Origin of the sequence: Noviherbaspirillum sp. (assembly GCF_036563305.1) — a bacterium.
In the GTDB taxonomy this organism is placed as follows: Bacteria; Pseudomonadota; Gammaproteobacteria; order Burkholderiales; family Burkholderiaceae_D; genus Noviherbaspirillum.
Map to the genome: position 1 here is coordinate 82,012 of NZ_DATCMQ010000011.1, position 18,443 is coordinate 100,454.

The 18,443-nt window shown below is 68.0% G+C and carries 16 protein-coding genes; 9 read left to right on the forward strand and 7 right to left on the reverse strand.

The genetic code is table 11. The features are described from left to right. The first annotated feature begins 8 nt into the window (after positions 1–8). A complete protein-coding gene (locus tag VIM12_RS08390; RefSeq protein ID WP_331941164.1) occupies positions 9–749 on the forward strand; it encodes a DUF72 domain-containing protein in 741 nt (246 codons plus the stop codon). Here the strand turns inward: VIM12_RS08390 and VIM12_RS08395 are convergent. Together VIM12_RS08395 and VIM12_RS08400 are read right to left on the reverse strand one after the other, a co-directional pair. Further along, on the reverse strand, positions 688–2,145 hold the full coding sequence (locus VIM12_RS08395) for a bifunctional serine/threonine-protein kinase/universal stress protein (RefSeq protein ID WP_331941165.1): 1,458 nt from the start codon (positions 2,143–2,145) through the stop codon (positions 688–690). The genes VIM12_RS08390 and VIM12_RS08395 overlap by 62 nt on opposite strands. After that, positions 2,132–2,875 carry a metallophosphoesterase family protein gene (locus VIM12_RS08400; RefSeq protein WP_331941166.1) on the reverse strand — a complete coding sequence of 248 codons (744 nt, stop codon included), beginning with the start codon at positions 2,873–2,875 and terminating at the stop codon, positions 2,132–2,134. Before VIM12_RS08400 ends, VIM12_RS08395 begins: the two co-directional genes overlap by 14 nt. A 172-nt stretch (positions 2,876–3,047) precedes the next feature. Here VIM12_RS08400 and VIM12_RS08405 point away from each other — a divergent pair, with 172 nt between their 5' ends. Beyond that, a complete protein-coding gene (locus VIM12_RS08405; protein ID WP_331941167.1) occupies positions 3,048–5,570 on the forward strand; it encodes a mechanosensitive ion channel family protein in 2,523 nt (840 codons plus the stop codon). An 80-nt stretch (positions 5,571–5,650) separates the two neighbouring features. Here the strand turns inward: VIM12_RS08405 and VIM12_RS08410 are convergent, their stop codons facing one another. Next, positions 5,651–6,487 carry a CBS domain-containing protein gene (locus VIM12_RS08410; protein WP_331941168.1) on the reverse strand — a complete coding sequence of 279 codons (837 nt, stop codon included), beginning with the start codon at positions 6,485–6,487 and terminating at the stop codon, positions 5,651–5,653. 266 nt (positions 6,488–6,753) lie between these two features. Between VIM12_RS08410 and VIM12_RS08415 the strand changes: the two genes are divergently transcribed. Then, on the forward strand, positions 6,754–7,617 hold the full coding sequence (locus tag VIM12_RS08415) for an ankyrin repeat domain-containing protein (protein ID WP_331941169.1): 864 nt from the start codon (positions 6,754–6,756) through the stop codon (positions 7,615–7,617). Positions 7,618–7,624: 7 nt separating this feature from the next. Here the strand turns inward: VIM12_RS08415 and queC are convergent, their stop codons facing one another. From queC to VIM12_RS08430, 3 genes are read right to left on the reverse strand one after another with little or no spacing between them, the layout of a single operon-like run. Then, entirely contained in the window at positions 7,625–8,329 is a 705-nt protein-coding gene (gene queC / locus VIM12_RS08420; RefSeq protein ID WP_331941170.1) for a 7-cyano-7-deazaguanine synthase QueC, read from the reverse strand. Between the two features lie 32 nt (positions 8,330–8,361). Then, on the reverse strand, positions 8,362–9,126 hold the full coding sequence (locus VIM12_RS08425) for a DUF3108 domain-containing protein (protein WP_331941171.1): 765 nt from the start codon (positions 9,124–9,126) through the stop codon (positions 8,362–8,364). Then, positions 9,123–10,217 carry a DUF3108 domain-containing protein gene (locus VIM12_RS08430; protein WP_331941172.1) on the reverse strand — a complete coding sequence of 365 codons (1,095 nt, stop codon included), beginning with the start codon at positions 10,215–10,217 and terminating at the stop codon, positions 9,123–9,125. Before VIM12_RS08430 ends, VIM12_RS08425 begins: the two co-directional genes overlap by 4 nt. Positions 10,218–10,366: 149 nt before the next feature. On the opposite strand from VIM12_RS08430, the gene VIM12_RS08435 reads away from it, so the two are divergent. Continuing rightward, the gene (locus tag VIM12_RS08435) at positions 10,367–11,086 is read left to right on the forward strand and encodes a PhaM family polyhydroxyalkanoate granule multifunctional regulatory protein (protein WP_331941173.1); all 720 of its coding nucleotides are present in this window, start codon (positions 10,367–10,369) and stop codon (positions 11,084–11,086) included. A 1-nt stretch (position 11,087) separates the two neighbouring features. On the opposite strand, the gene VIM12_RS08440 is transcribed toward VIM12_RS08435, so the two are convergent. After that, on the reverse strand, positions 11,088–12,782 hold the full coding sequence (locus VIM12_RS08440; protein ID WP_331941174.1) for a SulP family inorganic anion transporter: 1,695 nt from the start codon (positions 12,780–12,782) through the stop codon (positions 11,088–11,090). 317 nt (positions 12,783–13,099) lie between these two features. On the opposite strand from VIM12_RS08440, the gene VIM12_RS08445 reads away from it, so the two are divergent. From VIM12_RS08445 to VIM12_RS08465, 5 genes are all read left to right on the forward strand, one after another. Next, positions 13,100–13,762: a response regulator transcription factor gene (locus VIM12_RS08445; RefSeq protein ID WP_331941175.1), complete on the forward strand. Its 663-nt coding sequence runs from the start codon at positions 13,100–13,102 to the stop codon at positions 13,760–13,762. Further along, entirely contained in the window at positions 13,759–15,111 is a 1,353-nt protein-coding gene (locus tag VIM12_RS08450; protein ID WP_331941176.1) for an ATP-binding protein, read from the forward strand. The genes VIM12_RS08445 and VIM12_RS08450 overlap by 4 nt, the downstream gene beginning before the upstream one ends. Positions 15,112–15,643: 532 nt before the next feature. Next, positions 15,644–15,799 carry a hypothetical protein gene (locus tag VIM12_RS08455; protein WP_331941177.1) on the forward strand — a complete coding sequence of 52 codons (156 nt, stop codon included), beginning with the start codon at positions 15,644–15,646 and terminating at the stop codon, positions 15,797–15,799. A 189-nt stretch (positions 15,800–15,988) separates the two neighbouring features. Further along, positions 15,989–17,176, forward strand: coding sequence for a cation:proton antiporter (locus VIM12_RS08460; RefSeq protein ID WP_331941178.1), 1,188 nt, complete (start codon positions 15,989–15,991; stop codon positions 17,174–17,176). Between the two features lie 3 nt (positions 17,177–17,179). Further along, positions 17,180–18,295, forward strand: a complete 1,116-nt coding sequence (locus tag VIM12_RS08465; protein WP_331941179.1) for a YbdK family carboxylate-amine ligase — start codon at positions 17,180–17,182, stop codon at positions 18,293–18,295. Positions 18,296–18,443 lie beyond the last annotated feature (148 nt).

Sequence of the window (18,443 nt, forward strand, 5' to 3'; positions counted from 1 at the left end):
AGGCATGCATGATCGGCTGTGCGGGCTGGAGCATACCGGGAGCCGAGGCCGCGCGTTTCCCGGGCGCGGGTACGCACCTGGAGCGCTATGCGGCAATATTGCCGGCGGTTGAAATCAACTCCTCGTTCTACCGGCCGCACCGGCCGGCCACCTACGCCCGGTGGCGCGACAGCGTGCCGGAGGATTTCCGCTTTTCCGTGAAGATGCCCAAGGAGATCTCGCACCTGCGCAAGCTGGCGGGATGCGAGGAGCCGCTGGAACGCTTTCTCGCCGAGTGCGGCGAACTGCGGCAGAAGCTTGGCTGCCTGCTGCTGCAGCTGCCGCCGGGCCTGGCCTTCGATCCTGTCGTCGCCGCGGCCTTCCTTCGCCTGCTGCGCACCGGGTGCGGCGCCGACGTGGTGTGCGAACCGCGCCATGCGAGCTGGTTCGGTGCGGAGGCCGCCGCCTTGCTCGAGGAACATGGCATCGCGTACGTCGACGCCGATCCGCCGGTGCGGCCGCTGCCGACACCGCAAGCGCGGCCGGCACGGCTTGCCTACCTGCGTTTGCATGGCTCGCCGCGCATCTACTACTCCCCCTATGCGGATGGCTTCATCACCGCGCTCGGCGCGCGCGTGCGCCAGCTGCAGGGGGCGGGCATGCGCGTCTGGTGCGTGTTCGACAACACCGCGGCCGGGGCGGCCGTGCCTAACGCCCTGTCCCTGCTTGCGGAGGTGGCGCCGCCTCCTCCCGCGCACCGGCGCCCTTGACGACGGTCACCGTGCAGTCGGCCTCGGCCACGACCTGCGACGACACGCTGCCGAGGTAGCGCCGCAATGCCGATGCCCCGCGCGAGCCGATGACGATGTGGTCGACGTCGTTGAGCCGCGCGTAGTCGACGATGGCGCCGGCGGGATCCGGCGCCTCCAGCACGTGAAAGGTGATCTTCTCCGGCGGGATGCCGAGCGGCCGTGCCCAATGCTTGAGGCTCACCAGGTGCTTGACATGGATATTGCGACCCTGGCGGTCGACGTGGTCGTCCATCCCGATGCGGCTGGTCCTTTTCACGGTCACGCATGCAAGGCGCGCTCCCGGCGCGGTCTGCAGGATGCGGCGCGCGGCGACTCGCAGCGACTCCGCCAGTTCTTCGGAACCGTGCGTGATGTCGATGGCGACCGCGATGATGGGCGCGCGGGCCAGCTGCTGCTCCGCCGACTGCATCGGCGCCGATTCCATCCCGACCGCGTGGAACCAGCGGCGTGCCACCGTGAGCAGGCCGTCGCGCGCCTGCTTGGCGGCGCGCGACGTCAGCTTCACCTGGTCCGGGTTCTGCAGTTCGAACGCCAGCTGCGCGGCGGTATCGTGACGGGCCGACGGGTCGACCTCGAGGCAACGCAGGATGATCTCCTGCAGCCAGGGCGGCACCCGGGGATTGATGGCGCGCGGCGGCACCGGGTCGCGGTAGAGGCGGCGGCGCAGGCCTCGTACCGAGTTCGGATGGCCGTGAGGACGTTCGCCGGTGAGGAGATGGTAGAGCAGCACGCCGAGCGCGAACAGATCGCTGCGCGGATCGTTGCGTATATGCAGGACCTGCTCCGGCGAGATGTACGGCCCGGTGCCCATCGGCAGGCGGAACTCTTCCGCCAGCAGGTCCGGCAGCTTGTCGTGGCGCGACAGGCCGTAGTCGATCAGGATCGCCTCGCCGCTTGCCCGGAACATGATGTTGCTGGGCTTGATGTCGAGGTGGATCACATGCTGACGGTGCAGGTCATGCAGCGCGCTGGCCACGCGCGCGCCGATGGCGACCACCTCGTCCACCGCCAGGGGAGCGTGGTCGAAGCGCGCGCGCAACGATTCGCCGGCGATGCGCTCCATCACGATGTACGGATGGCCGGTGAAGTCGCCGGAGGCGATGAAATGCGGGACGTGGATGCCGGCGAGCTTCGGCATGATCATCTGCTCGACCTCGAAGCCGACGATCGCCGTCGGGTCGTCGTTGTCGCCGAGGATGGGAATTTTCATCAGCAGCGGCGCCTCCCCGGGAACCGGGGCGACCCGGCTTACCGCCCAGAGGAAGGCCATGCCGCCCTTGTGCAGGCGTTGCTCCAGGCGGAAGCCGTCGATCTCCATGCCCGCCTCCAGCCGCTGCATCTCAGCGTCCTTCAAGCAGGCGCTGCGCGAGGCCTTCCGGCAGGCCGGCGGCGCGTATCCGGGCGGCGGCGGCGTCGGTGTCGTAGGGCACGCGGAAAAAGGTCAGCTCGTGGGTGGTGTCGTCGAACAGCGCATAGCAGGCAGCCGGGTTGCCGTCGCGCGGCTGCCCGACCGAGCCCGGCAGCACCAGCCAGCGCCGCTGGGTGCTGAGCGGGATGCTGCTGTCGCCGGCCGGCACGAAAGAGGATATCTTCCCGGTCATCGACAGGTTGTACAACGCCGGTTCATGCACGTGTCCGGCGAAGGTGGTACGGCAGTGCGTCGCATGCATGCTCTTGACAGCCTCGAGCGTGCCGGTGATGTACTCCCAGCTGCGGGGATCGGCCGCGGTCGCATGCACGAACAGGCAGTCGCCGGATTCCCGCGTCAGCGGCAGGCTGTCCAGGAACTGCAGCTGTTCGGCGCCAAGCTGTGCGCGGGTCCATTCGACCGCCTGGCGCGCCTGCGCATGCATCTGCGCGCCGCCGGCCTGCGCCACCGCGGCGTCGTGATTGCCCTGGACCGCGATCGCTCCTTCGCGGACGTATGTCATCACGGTGTTGACTACCCAGCCAGGATCGCCGCCATAGCCGACGAGGTCCCCGAGGAAGGCATGGCGCTGCGCGCGTTTTTCCTGCGCGTGGGCTAGGCAGGCGGTAAGCGCTTCACGATTGGCGTGGATGTCGGTGAGTATGGCGATGAGCATGGTCGGCTGGGCGGTTCGGTGACGGCGGGCGCGAGGGCAGGGCGCCCGCGATCGCCATCGTACTCCCCGATTCTTTGAATTTGCTTACAAGCAGACACCGGAAATGTGATTTTCCGGAAACTTCGCCGGAGACCGGGTTTCCAAGCAATGCCCTTCCGTCATGAAATGCACAATGCGCCACGCCAGTTTTTCCCCTGCACAAGGCCGCCCGGACCGGTGGCTGCACCGGCTGCTGCCGCTCTGGCTGATACTGGCCGTGCTCGTGCTCGTGCCGGTGCATGCGCAGTCGCCGCCGGCAGCGTCCCCGGCGCCCGCCGCCGGCGTACCGGCAGGGTCCGCCGCCCCTGCCGCTGCTGCCGCCCCCGCCCCCGCAGCCATTCCTGTGCCGGACGTCGCGGTGCGGGCGGAAAACGCGCTCGCCGACATCCGCCAGCTGGAGGAACGCATCCGCGGCAAGGATATCGACGAGACCGCCGCCTCGAGCATCGCGCAGCTCGAGCGCGAGACGGCATTCCGCCTGCGCGAGGTGCGCCAGCTGAAGAACATGAACGTGTCGCTGGAAACCGTGCAGGGACTGGAGGAAGCACTGCGCGACATCGAGACGCGCAATGGGCCTGTGCTGCGCGCGCTGACCCAGGCCGCCTTGCAGGTGGACCGCGATCTGAAGGAGCTCGACCGTCTTGAGGAAACCTGGAACGTGACCATCGCCGCCGCGGCCGGGGCCGAAGCGCCTCCGGCGGTGGTGACGCGCGCCAGGGAGGTCGTGCGCGCCATTGCCCAGGCCAAGAAGGGCGTGCTGGACGACAGGGAAAAGGTGCTGGCGCTGCAGGGACGCGCCACCGACATCGGGACCCGCATCGGCGAGGCGCGCGTGCCGCTGGCGGCGGCCGCGGAACGCGCGGTCACCCGCCTGCTTTACCGCGACAGTCCGCCGCTGTGGAGCGGCGAGTTCTGGGTGAGCCCGATCGCCAACTTCTCCGATGAAGCCCGGGACAGCCTGCAGAACCAGGCCAACACCCTGGCGGATTACCTGCGCACGCAGCAGGACGGCTTCATCCTGCACCTGATGTTCTTCGTTGCCGTCATGGCCATGTTCATCGCTGTCAGGAACCGGATGGATGCCGCCCCCATCAGCGAGGACGGCCCCGGCAGCCGCCAGATCTTCGACATGCCCATGGTCAGCGCGCTGCTGCTCGCCCTGCTGTGCAGCAGCTGGTTCTATCCGCGTCCGCCGCGCACGCTATGGCTGCTGATCGGGGTGCTCGTGGCCGGGCCCTTGCTGGTGTTTGCGCGGCGCGTGGTGGAAACGCGCATCTATCCGCTGCTGCTCGCGCTCGTTGCCTTTTACCTGGCCGACCGCTTGCGCGCGCTGTTCGCGCCCTTGCCCGGCGTACACCGGGTCCTGCTGCTGCTCGAAGTGCTCAGCCTGATCCTGTTCTTCCTCACCTGGCTGCGCCACCATCGCGGCGCGCCCCAGGAAGTCGCGCCGGAGCAGCGGCTGGCGTGGCGGCTCTCGCTGTTCGGCATACGCGGCGCCCTGCTGCTGGCACTGGTCGTGCTCGGCGCCGCGGCGGGCGGCTACACGCGTTTTGCAGACCTGCTGATGCGGGCGCTGCTCGCCAGCGGCTATACCGCGGTGGTGCTGTACGCGCTGACGCGCGAAGGCCTGGTGAAAGGGCTGCTGCATGTTCCGCCCATCTCCTTCCTGGCCGGGGTGCGGCGGCATCGCGCCACGATCGCACCGCGGCTCAACACCTGGCTGAAACGATTCGCCTTCCTGCTGTGGCTGTTGTTGAGCCTGCAGGCGCCGGGCTTCCTGCCGCAGCTGATGGCATTCCTGGCGTCGGCGTGGAACGCATCGTGGCAGATCGGCACGCTGAACATCTCGGTACGCGAAATCTGCCTGTTCTTCCTGATCCTGTGGACGACCTGGATGCTGTCGCGGCTGACGCGCTTCCTGCTGGAAGAGGAGATCTTCTCGCGGGTGCGGCTCGACCGCGGGCTGCCGTACGCGGTGTCGACCACCGTGCACTACATCATTCTGCTGTCCGGTTTCGTGCTGGCGCTGACGGCCGTCGGCGTCGACATGACCAAGTTCACGATCGTCGCCGGCGCGCTCACCGTCGGCGTGGGCTTCGGCCTGCAGAACATCGTGAACAATTTCGTGTCCGGGCTGATCGTGCTGTTCGAGCGTCCGGTCAAGGTCGGCGACACCATACAGATCGGCGACATGGTGGGGCGGGTGCAGCATATCGGCATCCGCGCGACCATCGTCCACAGCACCAGCGGTGCGGAAGTCATCATCCCGAACGGCAAGCTGATCGCCGACCAGCTTACCAACTGGACGCTGTCTAGCCAGCTGCGCCAGCTCGCGGTACCCGTCATCACCAAGCCCGATGTCAGCGTCGCGCAACTGAAGGGTTTGCTGCTCGATATTGCCGGCGGCAACCGGCAGGTGCTGGAGACGCCGGCGCCCGAGGTGCTCTTCCTGAAGCGTGGCGTCGACCTGTTCGAATTCGAGCTGCGGGTCTGGACCGGCGACCTTGATGCATGGCTGCAGGTACGCAGCGACCTGATCACCGCAATCAACGATGCATTGAGCAGCAGTGCACTGGCAGCGGCGGCGGCATTGCCGCAGGCGCCGCCGGAACAAGCGGGGCCGACCGCGCAACCGGGGCCGCCGCCGAACGGCTGAGTCGATGGCCGGATACCGGCGGGCACATGCAGGAGGCAGGCGCCGCAGGTGCGGTTGCTGTCCGCAACGGCGGCGTCCGTCTAGGGCGTCGCGCCGCCTGCCGATCCCGCCGAACCGGCAGTACCGGCCGTGCCGCCGGACGCACCCGACGGTCCGGCGGCGTCGATGCCGCCCGGCGCGCCGCTCTCGCCGGTCGAAGTGTCGTCGCCCTGCCTGCCTACGTGCCGTACCGTCACGCCATCCTGCAAGCCCTGCAGACGGCCGGCGCCTTCCGGACTGAGGCTGGTGCTGCCCGGCGCGTTGCGGTTGACGAGCTGGTCCGGCGTGACTTCGACAGCGTCGGCCGGATCGCCGGTAGACGAAGCCTCGGTGTCGGGATGCATGCGGTCGGCGAGCAGATTGGATCCGACGAAGCCGGTCGCGGTGCCGACCGCCGAGCCCGCACTCGCCGTGCCGGTCGGCGCAACCCGCGCCGTGCGGTCCGGCTCGGACGGCGAGGACAGTTGCTCCAGCACCTGGCCGACATGCTGCCGGCCGCCACTGCCGCCGATGTCGGTGGCGATGTCGCCGAGCGAGACGATGCCGACCAGACGCGGCGCGTCATCGTGCGACAGCACGGGGACGCGGCGGATCTGGGTATCGGCCATCTGCCGCATGACCTCGTCCACCGGCTGATCCTCGAAACACCAGCGCACGTCGGTGCTCATCACCGCGTCCACCGCCGCATCGTCCGGCGCGAGTCCCGCCGATACGCCGCGAACCGTGATGTCGCGGTCCGTGACCATGCCTACCAGGCGCTCGCCGTCGCACACCGGGAGGGCGCCGACATTCAGGTCGTCCATCAGTTGCGCCGCGCGGCGCAAGCTCTCGCGCGGCGACACGGACTGGACGTTGCGTGTCATGACTTGGGAAACCATCTGCATTGTCATCACCTTTCATTGCAAGAACAGGGCGTGGCCGTCGCATGGCGGCCGCGTGTCGTCGGCGCGCGCGCTGCGCAGGCAGCAGCGCCGCCAGTCGTGGTGGGATAGCGCGAGCGCTGCCTTAGTTCAAACCGCGCGGCACGGCTGGCATTCCTTATGCAATCCATCCGGACGTCGCCGTTCCGCCGCGTAAATGATTCCCGGCCGGCGGCGCTCAGGGTAGCGGCTTGCCCTGCATTGTTTCTACGAAAGGAAGCACCATGGACCTCAACGACAGGCTGCTCGGCGCGGTGATGCAATCGGATGCCGCGGCGATCGAAGCCTGCCTGGCGCAGGGCGCCGGCGTCAACGTCACCGACCTGGACGGCTGGACCGCGCTGCACTATGCGGCCGGACTGACGGATACCGGCATCAGCCGCATCCTCCTTGCCCGCGGGAGCGATGTGCTTGCGAAGGACAAATACGGGATGACGCCGCTGCATATCGCCGCGCTCGGCGGCAGCGGTGCGATGGTATCGCTCCTGCTCGATGCGGGCAGCGCTCCCGATGAGAAGGATCTCTACGGCGTCACGCCCTTGTCGCTCGCCGCCGGCAACGGGGCCGACGAGGTCGTATGGGAACTGCTCCGGGCGGGAAGCAGTGTAGATATTACCGATGACCTCGGCTATACGCCGATGCATTGGGCTGCCAGCAACAGGAAGACGGAGGCCCTCAGGCTGTTGCTGCAGGCAGGCGCCTCGGTGCTCGCGCAGGACAGCGACGGCGCCACGCCGCTGCACCTCGCCACCTTTGCAGGCCATGCCGATGTGGCCAACCTGTTGCTGTCCGCCGGTTGCGTCGTCGATGCCCGGGACCGCGAGGGACGCACCGCGCTGCATGTTGCGGCGCAGGAAGGGCGCGGATTCCTGGTGACGATGCTGGTCGCGGCCGGCGCCGACCCCAACGGGCGCGACCATCACGGCGACACGCCGCACGACCTCGCCACTGCACAGCATCATGAGACGGTGGTGCGGCTGCTGGCGGATGCCGGCCGCAAGAGAGGCGGCCAGCAGGGCGATGCGCCGGCCTACGGCCCGCCGCGTGCCGTGGCGGGCAAAACCCGGCAGGGAAAGAACTGGAGATAGGCCTGGGTCAGGCCCCGCCGACAAACTGGCGGTAGCCTCGTGCGCGCAGTGCGCAGGCGGGACATTTTCCGCACCCATGTCCCCAGTCGTGCAGCGCCCCGCGCTCGCCGAGGTAGCAGGTGTGGGTGTCGGTCCGGATCAGGTCCACCAGCGGCGCGCCGCCGAGCTCCCGTGCCAGCCCCCATGTCGCCGCCTTGTCGATCCACATCAGCGGCGTCTCCAGCTTCAGGCGCGATGCCATGCCGAGATTGAGCGTTACCTGCAGGGCCTTCATCGTGTCGTCCCGGCAGTCCGGATACCCGGAGAAATCGGTTTCGCACATGCCGCCCACCAGCACATCCAGCCCGCGCCGGTAGGCGAGCGCCGCGGCCACCGTCATGAACAGCAGGTTGCGGCCGGGGACGAAGGTGTTGGGCAGGCCGTTCGCCTGCATGGCGATCTCGGTATCGCTGGTCAGGGCCGTGTCCGAGATGGCCCCGATCACGCCGAGGTCGACAACATGGTCTTCGCCGAGCCGCCGGTCCCATTCGGCGGACAGCAGGCGCAGCTTCTGCAGCAGCGCGGGACGCACCTGCATCTCGACCGCGTGGCGTTGTCCGTAGTCGAAGCCAATGGTCTCCACGCGGGCATGGCGTGACAGCGCCCAGGCGAGGCAGGTGGTGGAATCCTGGCCGCCGCTGAAGAGCACCAGCGCGCCGTTGTTGATGGTCATGTCGGACACCGTGTATCGGAAAAAGCCGGATTCTAGCGCTTCACCTGCTGCAGCGTCTGCTCGATGTAGTCGCCGTCATCCTCGCTGTAGCGGAGCTGTACCGGGTACCACTCCATGGATGGCGCCAGCCACAGGTCGAGCTGCTGCTCCTTCGAATCCGCCGGGGGCGTGCGCACGATATGCAGCGTATTCAGCTCGCCGGCGCCGGTGCTGATCTTCTCCTGGCCGATCGCCTTGAAGGTCCAGCGGTCGACGTCGCGGCGGCCGGCGACGTCGAAAGTCCACTGCGCGCCGGTTTTCGCCTTCGACGGCGCGGCGCGCGCCACCGAGATCAGCTGCCACAGCACGCTGCCGCGGTCCTGCTCGCCGCCCCTGATCGGTGCCGTCTCGCCGGATTCGTTGAAGCGAATGGTCTTGCCGGCGCGGTCGAAGGTGGTGGTGGTGGCGTCGCGCCGCATCCGCTTCTCCTGGAAGGCCGCGGGGGCCAGGCCGTAGGCGTCGATCGTGCCTTCGCTGCGGGTGTCGAGGATCTTGCCCAGCAAGGCCGCCCTGACCTGGTTGGTGGTGCTGAAACTGCCGGCGGAAGCCGTCCATTTCGTCACTGCCTCGCCCTCCAGCGAAAGGCCCTTCTGCTTCGCCTTGATGGCGTAGCGCAGTTCGACGGGCGGTGGCGGATTGAGCTTCTGGCGGACGGCGGCGGGCTTGGCCGCCGGCGCAGAGGTTGCCGCCTGGGCGGCGCCGAAGATGGTTATGCCGGCCAGCACGGCCGGCAGCGTGGTATGAAGGATGCGCATCATGGATTCGGGCGCGGTGCGCCGGGCGTCAGTTCGGTCAGGGACATGTCGAGGAATTCTCCGTTTGCATAATTATGGCGCACCCGCACCGGATACCATTCGAGCTGCGGTGCCAGCCAGATGTCGATGCCCTGGTCGCGGCGGCCGCGCGGCTCGCGCTGCAGGTGCCACGCACTGTAGCTGCCGTGCGGCGTCTCCACCTGCTCGATGCCGAGGACGCGGATCCGCCAGCGGTCCGCATTGCGCGCGCCGGCCACCACGATGTCGAGTTCGCCGCCGGATGCGAAGCGGTTCGGGTCGCCGCGGCCGAGTGCAGCCAGTTGCCAGGAGATGCTGGCACGATCCTGCGCGGCCTCATCCAGCGGGTGGGAAGCCGCGGACGCGGAGAAGCCGATCCTGCCGCCTTGCCTGTCGAAGGTGGTGACGGCTGTTTCCCGTCGCCACGGTTTCTCCGTGTAAAACTCGGGCGCAATGCCCGACGGGTTGATTATGCCCGTGCTCCGGAAGTTCAACACCGTGATCCGGAACAGGACGGTAATGCTCGCCTCGCCGTCGATGCGGTAGCGGCCATCCTCTGCCTGCCACTCGAAGCGCCCGGTGCCGTGCCAGTTCTGGCCGTCGCGCAAGGCGGTCACCGCATATTCCAGCGCGGCGGACGGCGGCGGGTCGGCAGGCCAGGGGCTGGCCGCCGCCGCTTCTTCCTCGGCCGGTGCCGCCGGCATTGCACTTTCCGGCGGCGACGAGCCGGTTCGCCCCGGGTCGGACGTGGCCGGCTCCTGCGCGGGGGTCGCGTCCGCCGCCGACGTTGCTGCCGTTGCTGCCGCGGCAGGGGCGGCTGGCGCCGGGGGCTGCGGCTTCGGCCTGGGCCGGGGCTTTGGCTTCGGCTGCGTTGCCGCCGGTGCGGCCTTCGGCGGTGGCGCTGGTGGCGGCGGCGCCAACAGCGCCACGCTGACCGGCGGCGATTCGGGAGCCGATTCATTCATCGGCAGCCCAAGATGGCCGCTTGCCCAGCCGATGGCGAGCAAGTGCGTGAAGACGGACAACGCGAGGATGAGCAGCCAGCGCCAGGAGCGGCGATGCGGCCGGGGATGCATGACGGACATGCCGCTAGTGTAGCAATCCGCGGCGCGGCGCGGCGCGCCGCAGCATCCTTGCGCTGGCGCACATGACAGCCCCTGGCGCCCGGCGCATACTGCGGTTTTCACCGCTCCGGCCGCGGAGCGGACAATCCCGCCAGAGGAGCATGATGATGACAAACCCGAACATGCCGAATATGCCGCACATCCCGGGGATGGACGCCATGGCCGATTCCCTCGAATTCGTGAAGAAGCTGTGGGGCAGCATGGGGATTCCCGGCGTCGGCGGAGCCGGGACCGGGACGCCCGGCATGTCGGGCATTCCCGGCATGAACATTCCCGGCATCGTGATGCCGACGCTTTCCGTGGAGGAGATCAACAAGAAGATCGCCGACCTGAAGGCGGTCGAATCCTGGCTCAACCTCAACATGGGCATGCTGCGCAGTACCATCCAGGCGCTGGAAGTGCAGGCGGCGACCATCAGTACCCTGCAATCCATGGGCGAGACCTTTGCCGCGGGCATGAATGCCGGGTTCAAGGACGGCGGGTTTGCCGGGGCAGCCGCCGCGGGGTCCGCCGGCGGCGCAGCCGGCGACGGCGCGCGCGGCGACGGCGCAGCCACCGGCAACGGGAATGCGGAAGGCGCTCCCCGGCCGACCAGCAAGGACCAGAGCGACGCCGCCGCGCTGACCGCGCCGCTGGTCAATGCCGCCGCCTGGTGGAACATGCTGCAGGACCAGTTCAAGCAGGCAGTGGATACGGCAATGGCGGAAAACGCACCGGCAACGACGCCGGCAACGGAGAAGCCGGAGGCCGCCAGAACGGCCGCGAAGGGGCGGTCGAAGGCAAGGAACGGCGAGTCGGCGCCGCCCAAGGCCCCGAAGTAGTTCAGGCCCGGGTGCCCGGCACCCGTCCCGACAGTGCGGCGACGGCCGCGTTGTCGGTCGGGAAGAAGCGTTCCGGCCCCAGCGCCGCGACAAAACCCGCCTTTTCCAGCATCTCCGTGACCTGTTTCTTCACCGCCGACAGGTAGAGTTCGATGCCCTCGGCCTCGAGTGAGGCCTTCAGCTGGGCCAGGGCATCGGTGCCGGTGGTGTCGATGTCGTTGATGCCGCTCGCGCACAGCAGCACCCGGCGGACATGGGGTGCTTCCCGGGAGCGGTCATTGATGAAGCGCTGCAGCGCTGCGGACGTCAGGAAATTCAGCGCCGCGTCGATGCGCACTGCAAGCAGGTCCGGCGCCAGCGGCGGCAACTGAAAGCGGGCGCGGTCGCGCAGCGTGCCGTCCCCGTGCAGGCTGACCTCGATGATGCGCGGCGCGGTGCGGCGGTACAGAAAGGCGCCCATGGTCAGGCCGACGCCGGCCACCACGCCCCAGTGCAGGCGCGGAATCGAGGACAGCGTCACCGCGAACGTGACCACCGCGATGACGCCATCCAGCCGCGACACCTTGAAGATGCGGCGCACCGCGCGGAAGTCGAGCAGCGAGAACACCGGCATCATGATCATCGCGGCCAGCACCGCCCTTGGCAGGTGGCGGATCAGGTCGGTCAGGAACAGCAGGCTGAACAGCACGCACAGCGTCGCCACCAGCGTGGCCCACGCGCTCTGCGCGCCGGCATACAGGTTGAGCGCCGAACGCGAGAACGAGCCGCTGACCGGAAAGGCGCCGGTGAACCCGCTCGCCACCTTCGCCATTCCCTGGCCGAGCAGCTCCTGGTTCTCGTCCCAGCGCTCGTTGCGCTTGCGGCTGAGCGCCTTGCAGCTCGACATCGCCTCCGTGAAGCTGATCAGCGCCAGCACCAGCGCCGCAGGCCACAGCTCCTGGTGGCTCGCAAGGGGGATCGCGGGCGGCCAGTGCAGCGAAGGCAGGCCTGCCGGGATCGCGCCGACCACGGCGCCGCCCATGCCGGCGTAGTCGATGGCGATGCTGGCTGCAATTCCCAGCGCACTGACCGCCAGCATCCCCGGGAAGGCCGGCAGCAGTCGCTTGAACGCGTACAGCAGCAGCAACGCGCCGAGGCCAAAGCCTGTGCTCAACAGTACATGCGGCGCAGCGCCGGCCAGAGCCGCGGACAGCGTCCCGAGCGTATTGGCCCCTTCCAGGCCGGTCAGTGCCGGCAGTTGCGACAGGATGATGATGATGGCGGCCGCGTTGATGAATCCGGTCATGACGGGCTGCGACACCAGGTTGGCGATACGCCCGAGCCGGAAGGCGCCGAGCGCGAACTGGATCAGTCCCGAGTACAGCGACAGCCAGATCGCGAGCGCGACCCAGGACGCGCTGCCGGGGGCGGCCATCGACGCGAGCGAACCGTAGGTGAGCAGGCTGGTCAGCGCGACCGGGCCAACCGCTAGCAACGGCGCGGAGCCCCACAGGATGCCGATGACCGCCGGCAGCAGGGCGGCGTACAGGCCGGTCTCCGGCGGCATCCCCGCGAGCGCCGCATAGGCGACGGCCTGCGGTATCAGAACCAGGCCGACCGTGATGCCCGCCCAGAGATCCTGGAGGAGGGACGCGCGGGTAGGCCTAGGCCAGCCGAGGAAGGGAAGCAGGGGTCGGATGCGCTGGAGGAGTTTCATGCCGTTCGATCATCGCCGCGGTATTCCCTGGCGGCACTCATACCGGAACGATACGGCAGTTCGGCAATAATTGCTCGGCCGGCCTCAAAACGACGAGGCCCGCGCTGTCAGAGCGCGGGCCTGTCGGGTCTCCTCACCATCCTCGAGAATGGATTCTTTATCAACACACGGCGTGAAGGGGCCGTGGCTGGAGTCTACAAGCCGATACTTAGCGGAATCTTAAGACGGGGTGCCATGCTGCTTGCCCTTGCCGCGCAGGCGTGCCTACAATCCGTCGCTCTCCCTGATCTTCGTCGCCCCAACCGGCGCTCCCCCCGATGAAAGTACTCCTGGTCGAAGACGACACCATGATCGGCGAAAACATCCAGATCGCGCTCGAGGGCGAAGGCATCCTTGCCGAATGGGTGCGTGACGGCGCCGCAGCCGAAGCGGCGCTGGCCGCCAATGCCTATGACGCGATGCTGCTCGACCTCGGCCTGCCGCGCAAGGACGGCATCGACGTGCTGCGCGGCCTGCGCGCACGCGGCAACAACATGCCGGTGCTGGTCATTACCGCCCGCGACACCATCGCCCAGCGGGTGCAGGGCCTCAACAGCGGCGCCGACGACTATCTGGTCAAGCCCTTCGACCTGGAAGAGCTGATCGCCCGCCTGAATGCCCTGGTGCGCCGCGCGCGCGGCGCGGTGGAGCCCGTCTACCGCAACGGCGAGGTGGAGGTCAACACCGCAACCCGCCAGGTCATGGCCGGCGACAGGCAAGTCATCCTGTCATCGCGCGAATGGACCATCCTCGACGCGCTGGTCACCCGACCGGGCGCGATCCTTTCGCGCGCCCAGCTGGAGGAGCGCCTGTACGGCTGGTCCGGCGACGTCGAGAGCAACGCCGTCGAGGTCTATATCCACGGGCTGCGCAAGAAGCTCGGCCAGCAGTTCATCATCAATGTGCGCGGCCTCGGCTACATGGTCGAGAAGACCGCATGATGCGCTCGCTCCGCATCCGCCTGATCCTGCTGCTCGGGATCGCGATCGCCGGCGCGACGCTGCTGCAGTTCGCGGTGACCTTCAACACCTCGATGAAGAAGGCCGACACGCTGTTCGATTACCACATGCAGCAGATGGCGATGGCCCTGCAGGACAGCAATTTCGAGCAACCCGACTGGTACACCACGCAGAAGGAAGATGAGATCAACTTCGACTTCGTGATCCAGGTCTGGACCGACGACGGCGTGCGCGTCTACCAGTCGCGCCCCTATCGCTCGCTGCCGGAGCAGGGCATCCTCGGCTACTCCACCGTCACCCTCGACAACGGCGACTGGCGCATCTACTCCGTGCACACCGACACCCGCGTGATCCAGGTCGCGCAGAAGATGGACAGCCGTCGCGACCGCTCGATCGACCTGACGCTGCAGTCGGTATGGCCGATCATCCCGGTGTCGCTGCTGCTGCTGGCTGCCGCCTGGTGGGTGGTGACCTCGGCGCTGGCGCCCCTCAACCGTATCGGCAACGACCTCGCGCGGCGCGACGCCGGTTCGCTGGCGCCGGTGTCCGATGCCGGCGTGCCCAAGGAAGTCTCGCGGCTGGTGGCCGAACTCAATTCCCTGCTGGTGCGGGTCGATGGCGCGCTGCAGTCGCAGCAGCGCTTCGTCGCCGACGCCGCCCACGAACTGCGCTCGCCGCTCACCGCGCTCAAGCTGCAAGTGCAGACCCTTGCCCGCGCGCGCGACGACGCGGCGCGCGGCCACGGCATCAGCCGCCTCCTGGCCGGCGTCGACCGCGCATCGCGGCTGGTCGAGCAGTTGCTGTCGCTCGCGCGCGAAGATCCGCTGGCCCACGAGAGCGGCCCGGTCGAAGTCGACCTCTCGGCCTGCCTCGATGCGGCGGTGGCGGACGTCGCCGTGCTGGCCTCCGCCCGCGCCATCTCGCTGCAGCGCACGCCGTCGGGACCGGCGGTCGTCAACGGCGACGGCGAAAGCCTCCGCATCATGTGCCGCAACCTGCTCGACAACGCGGTGCGGTACACCCCGGAGGGCGGCACCGTGCGTGCCGATCTCGTCGCGGGCGCCGACGGCGCGGAACTGCGCGTGGCGGATTCCGGCCCCGGCATCAGTGAGCAGGACCGGGGCCGGGTGTTCGACCGCTTCTACCGGCTGCCCGGCACGAGTGCCGGCGGCAGCGGCCTCGGACTGGCGATCGTGCGGGCCATCGCCGATCGGCACGGCGCCGACATCCAGCTCGGCCAAAGCGATCTGGGCGGCCTGCTGGTCGCACTGCGCATGCCGCTTTCCCATCCAGGCCCGCGCATCGAGGAGGCGGCAGCGGCGGATGCCTGAGCCCTTCCCGACCTTAAGTTTCCCTTAAGCATACTGGTGCAAGATACGTCGCATGCACGGCAAGCGCCGTGCGGCAGCCACCCGTTGGCGTGCCATGCCGTACATCGGCCTGCCGGCGCAGGCAAGTGGGGTTCCGTCCGTATCGGGGCCGCACGCAAAGAGCAACGACGTTGCACAACAGAGGAAGGCATTGCGCCTTTTTAAGCCCCCCTTCAGCAAGGGGGATTTTTTTGCCGGCGATGCCCTTTGACGGATGCCGCGCGCCGCCGCTTGGCGAGAGCGTTCCAGGACCCGGAGCTTTGGCAGTATCGAAAGACACGTGCAGCGGACCCGCGTCCGCCAGGTGCCCGCAGACCCGCATTCATTCGCACCGGCGCCATGGCGCGCCTTGACGCGCTGCCGGAAGACATGCGCGGTTTCGTCCTTGACAACGTGCCGTCGGTGCCGTTCCTCGAAGCGCTGCTGCTGGTGCGGCGAACGGTAACCCGCATGGAACGCGCGGCGCCTGGCACATCGGCTGTACATCAACGACATGGCGGCCGCGGCCCTGCTGAAGCAACTGCAGCAGGCAGGCCTCCTCGCCAGCGCCGGTGAAGGCCAGGGCAATTTCGTCTTTGCGCCGGCCCCGCCCGGGCTCGAGGACCCGGTAACCCGCCTGTCCGAGGTCCATCGCTTCCGTCTGGTCTAGATCACCAGGCTGATCCATGAAGCCGGCGCGCTGCGCGCCGCGCAGGACGCGGCAAGGCTTCCACCCGGGGACGGCTGAACCTCCCCGTCCCCGGCGCGATACTGCGCTTTCGCAATGCCCCCGTTTGCGCCGCGTCAGACAATGCGCGGTTGCAGTGAAGGCACGAGATGAACAAGAAGGGAGAAATGCATGACCGAAATCATTCTGTCGGCGGCCGACCTGGTCTGGCCGCTGGCATTCGCACTCGCATGGGTGCTCGGCGAGCTGGGCCACCGCTTCACCGGCCTGCCCAGGGTGAGCGTCTACGCGCTCACCGGCTTTCTGCTGTCCTTCTGGCAGACCGGCTTCCTGCCCCGGATTTCCGACAGCGCGATGCTGCTGCTGGCGAATATCGCGTTCGGCCTGATCCTCTTCGAGTTCGGCTACCGGATCAACCTGCGCTGGCTGCGCACCAACTTGTGGATCGGCGTCAGCGGCGTGGTCGAGGCCGCGCTGACCTTCGCCCTGGTCTACTTTGTCGCGCATGCGCTTGGCATGCCCGGACTGCAGGCGATGCTGCTGGCCGCATTGGCGATTCCGACCTCGCCCGCCGAACTGATGCGGGTCGTGAATGAGCGCCGCAGTTCGGGGCAGGTGACGGAACGGGCGCTGCACCTGAGTGCGCTCAACTGCTTCCTCGCCGTCTTCGCCTTCAACCTCGTCGTGGGCCTGTGGACCTTCGAAAGTTCCGGCAGCGCATGGGGCGCCGTCTCCAACAGCCTGCTCGTGCTGCTGGTATCGGGCGCGCTCGGCGCCGTCGTCGGCCTCGCCGTGCCCGGACTGCTGCGCAAGCTCGGGACCCTCGGCGCCGACGCCACGCTGGTGTTCGCGCTGGCAGTGATCCTGCTGGCGGCGCTGGCGCAGACGCTCAAGGTTTCGCCGATGCTGGCCGCGCTCACCTGCGGCTGCGTGGCGCGGCACCGGCGCGTCACGCTCAACCAGACGCAGCGCAATTTCGGTGTGCTCGGCGACCTGCTGACGGTCCTGCTGTTCGTGGTGATCGGCGCCGGCCTGTCCTGGGCCCGCGTCTACAACGGCCTGGCCATCGGCCTGGCGCTGCTTGCCGCGCGCTTTGCCGGCAAGCTGATCGGCACCACCATCTTCGCCCACGCCAGCGGTACCTCGTGGCGCAAGGGGGTCCTGAGCGGGATCGCCTTGTCGCCGATGTCGGTACTGGTGGTCCTGCTGCTGCTGCAGACGAGGCAGATGGGTGTCGATCTGCTCGACCAGCTGGCGCCCCTGAGCACCGCGGCGCTGTTCCTGGCGATTGGCGGCCCCATCCTGGCGCAGTGGGCGCTGCGCCTTGCACACGAGACTTCCGACGACGAGGAGCAATAAGCGATGCCGCTCGAAACATTCAAGACATCCAATCCGCTGACGCTGGGCGTGGAGCTGGAGCTGCAGCTGGTCAGCCTGAGCGACTTCGACCTGATCGATGCCAGCCCCGACATGCTGGACCTGCTCGGTCGGCGCAAATTTCCCGGCAATGTCGTTCCGGAGATTACTGAAAGCATGATCGAAATCTCGACCGACGTGCATACCGGCCATCGCGGGCTGCTGGAGCAACTGCACGAGATCCGGGACGCGCTGGTGCGCGCCGGCGACACGCTCAATGTCGGGGTGTGCGGCGGCGGCACGCATCCGTTCCAGAAGTGGGCGGAGCGGAAGATCTTCTCCAAGCCGCGCTTCAAGCAGGTCTCCAGCCTGTACGGCTATCTTGCCAAGCAGTTCACCATCTTCGGCCAGCATGTGCATGTCGGTTGCAGCAGCGGCGACGACGCGCTGTACCTGCTGCATTCGCTCAACCGCTACATCCCGCACTTCATTGCGCTGTCGGCGTCCTCGCCGTACTCGCAGGGCAGCGACACGTTGTTCAATTCGGCGCGCCTCAATTCGGTGTTTGCGTTTCCGCTCAGCGGCCGTGCCCCTTTTCTCCTGTCGTGGGACGACTTCCGCCACGACTACTTCGCCCGCATGGAGGAGACCGGCATCGTCAGCAGCATGAAGGACTTCTACTGGGATATCCGGCCCAAGCCGGAATTCGGCACCATCGAACTCCGGGTCTGCGACACGCCGCTCACGGTCGACCGCGCCGCAGCGCTGGCGTGCTATCTCCAGGCCCTGTGCAGCCACCTGCTGGAAAGGTCGGAGCCGCCGCCGGAAGAAGACGACTATCTGGTCTACAACTACAACCGTTTCCAGGCCTGCCGTTTCGGTCTCGACGGCACCCTGGTCCACCCGCAGTCGCATGAAAGCCTGTCGATCCGGGAAGACATCCTGGCAACATTGCGCAAGCTGGAACCGCACGCCGAGAAGCTCGGCAGCACCGCGGCCCTCGAGCACCTCTACCAGGTCAGCCACAGCGGCAGCGATGCCCATTTCCTGCGCCAGGAGCGCATGAACAGCGGCAGCACCGAGGGCATGGTCGACGCAGCCCTGCAGCGCTTCCGCATGTAAGACCCCGGTTCGCGGCACTTGTCGCGCCGGCCGCGGTCATACGTCCTGCAACGCCCGGGCAGTGGGCGGATCGTTGGATTGCCGGCCCGAAAACATGCGGGACCGCCGGGGAAAAATGGCAAAAACACATTCTGCGGCCTGAATCGCC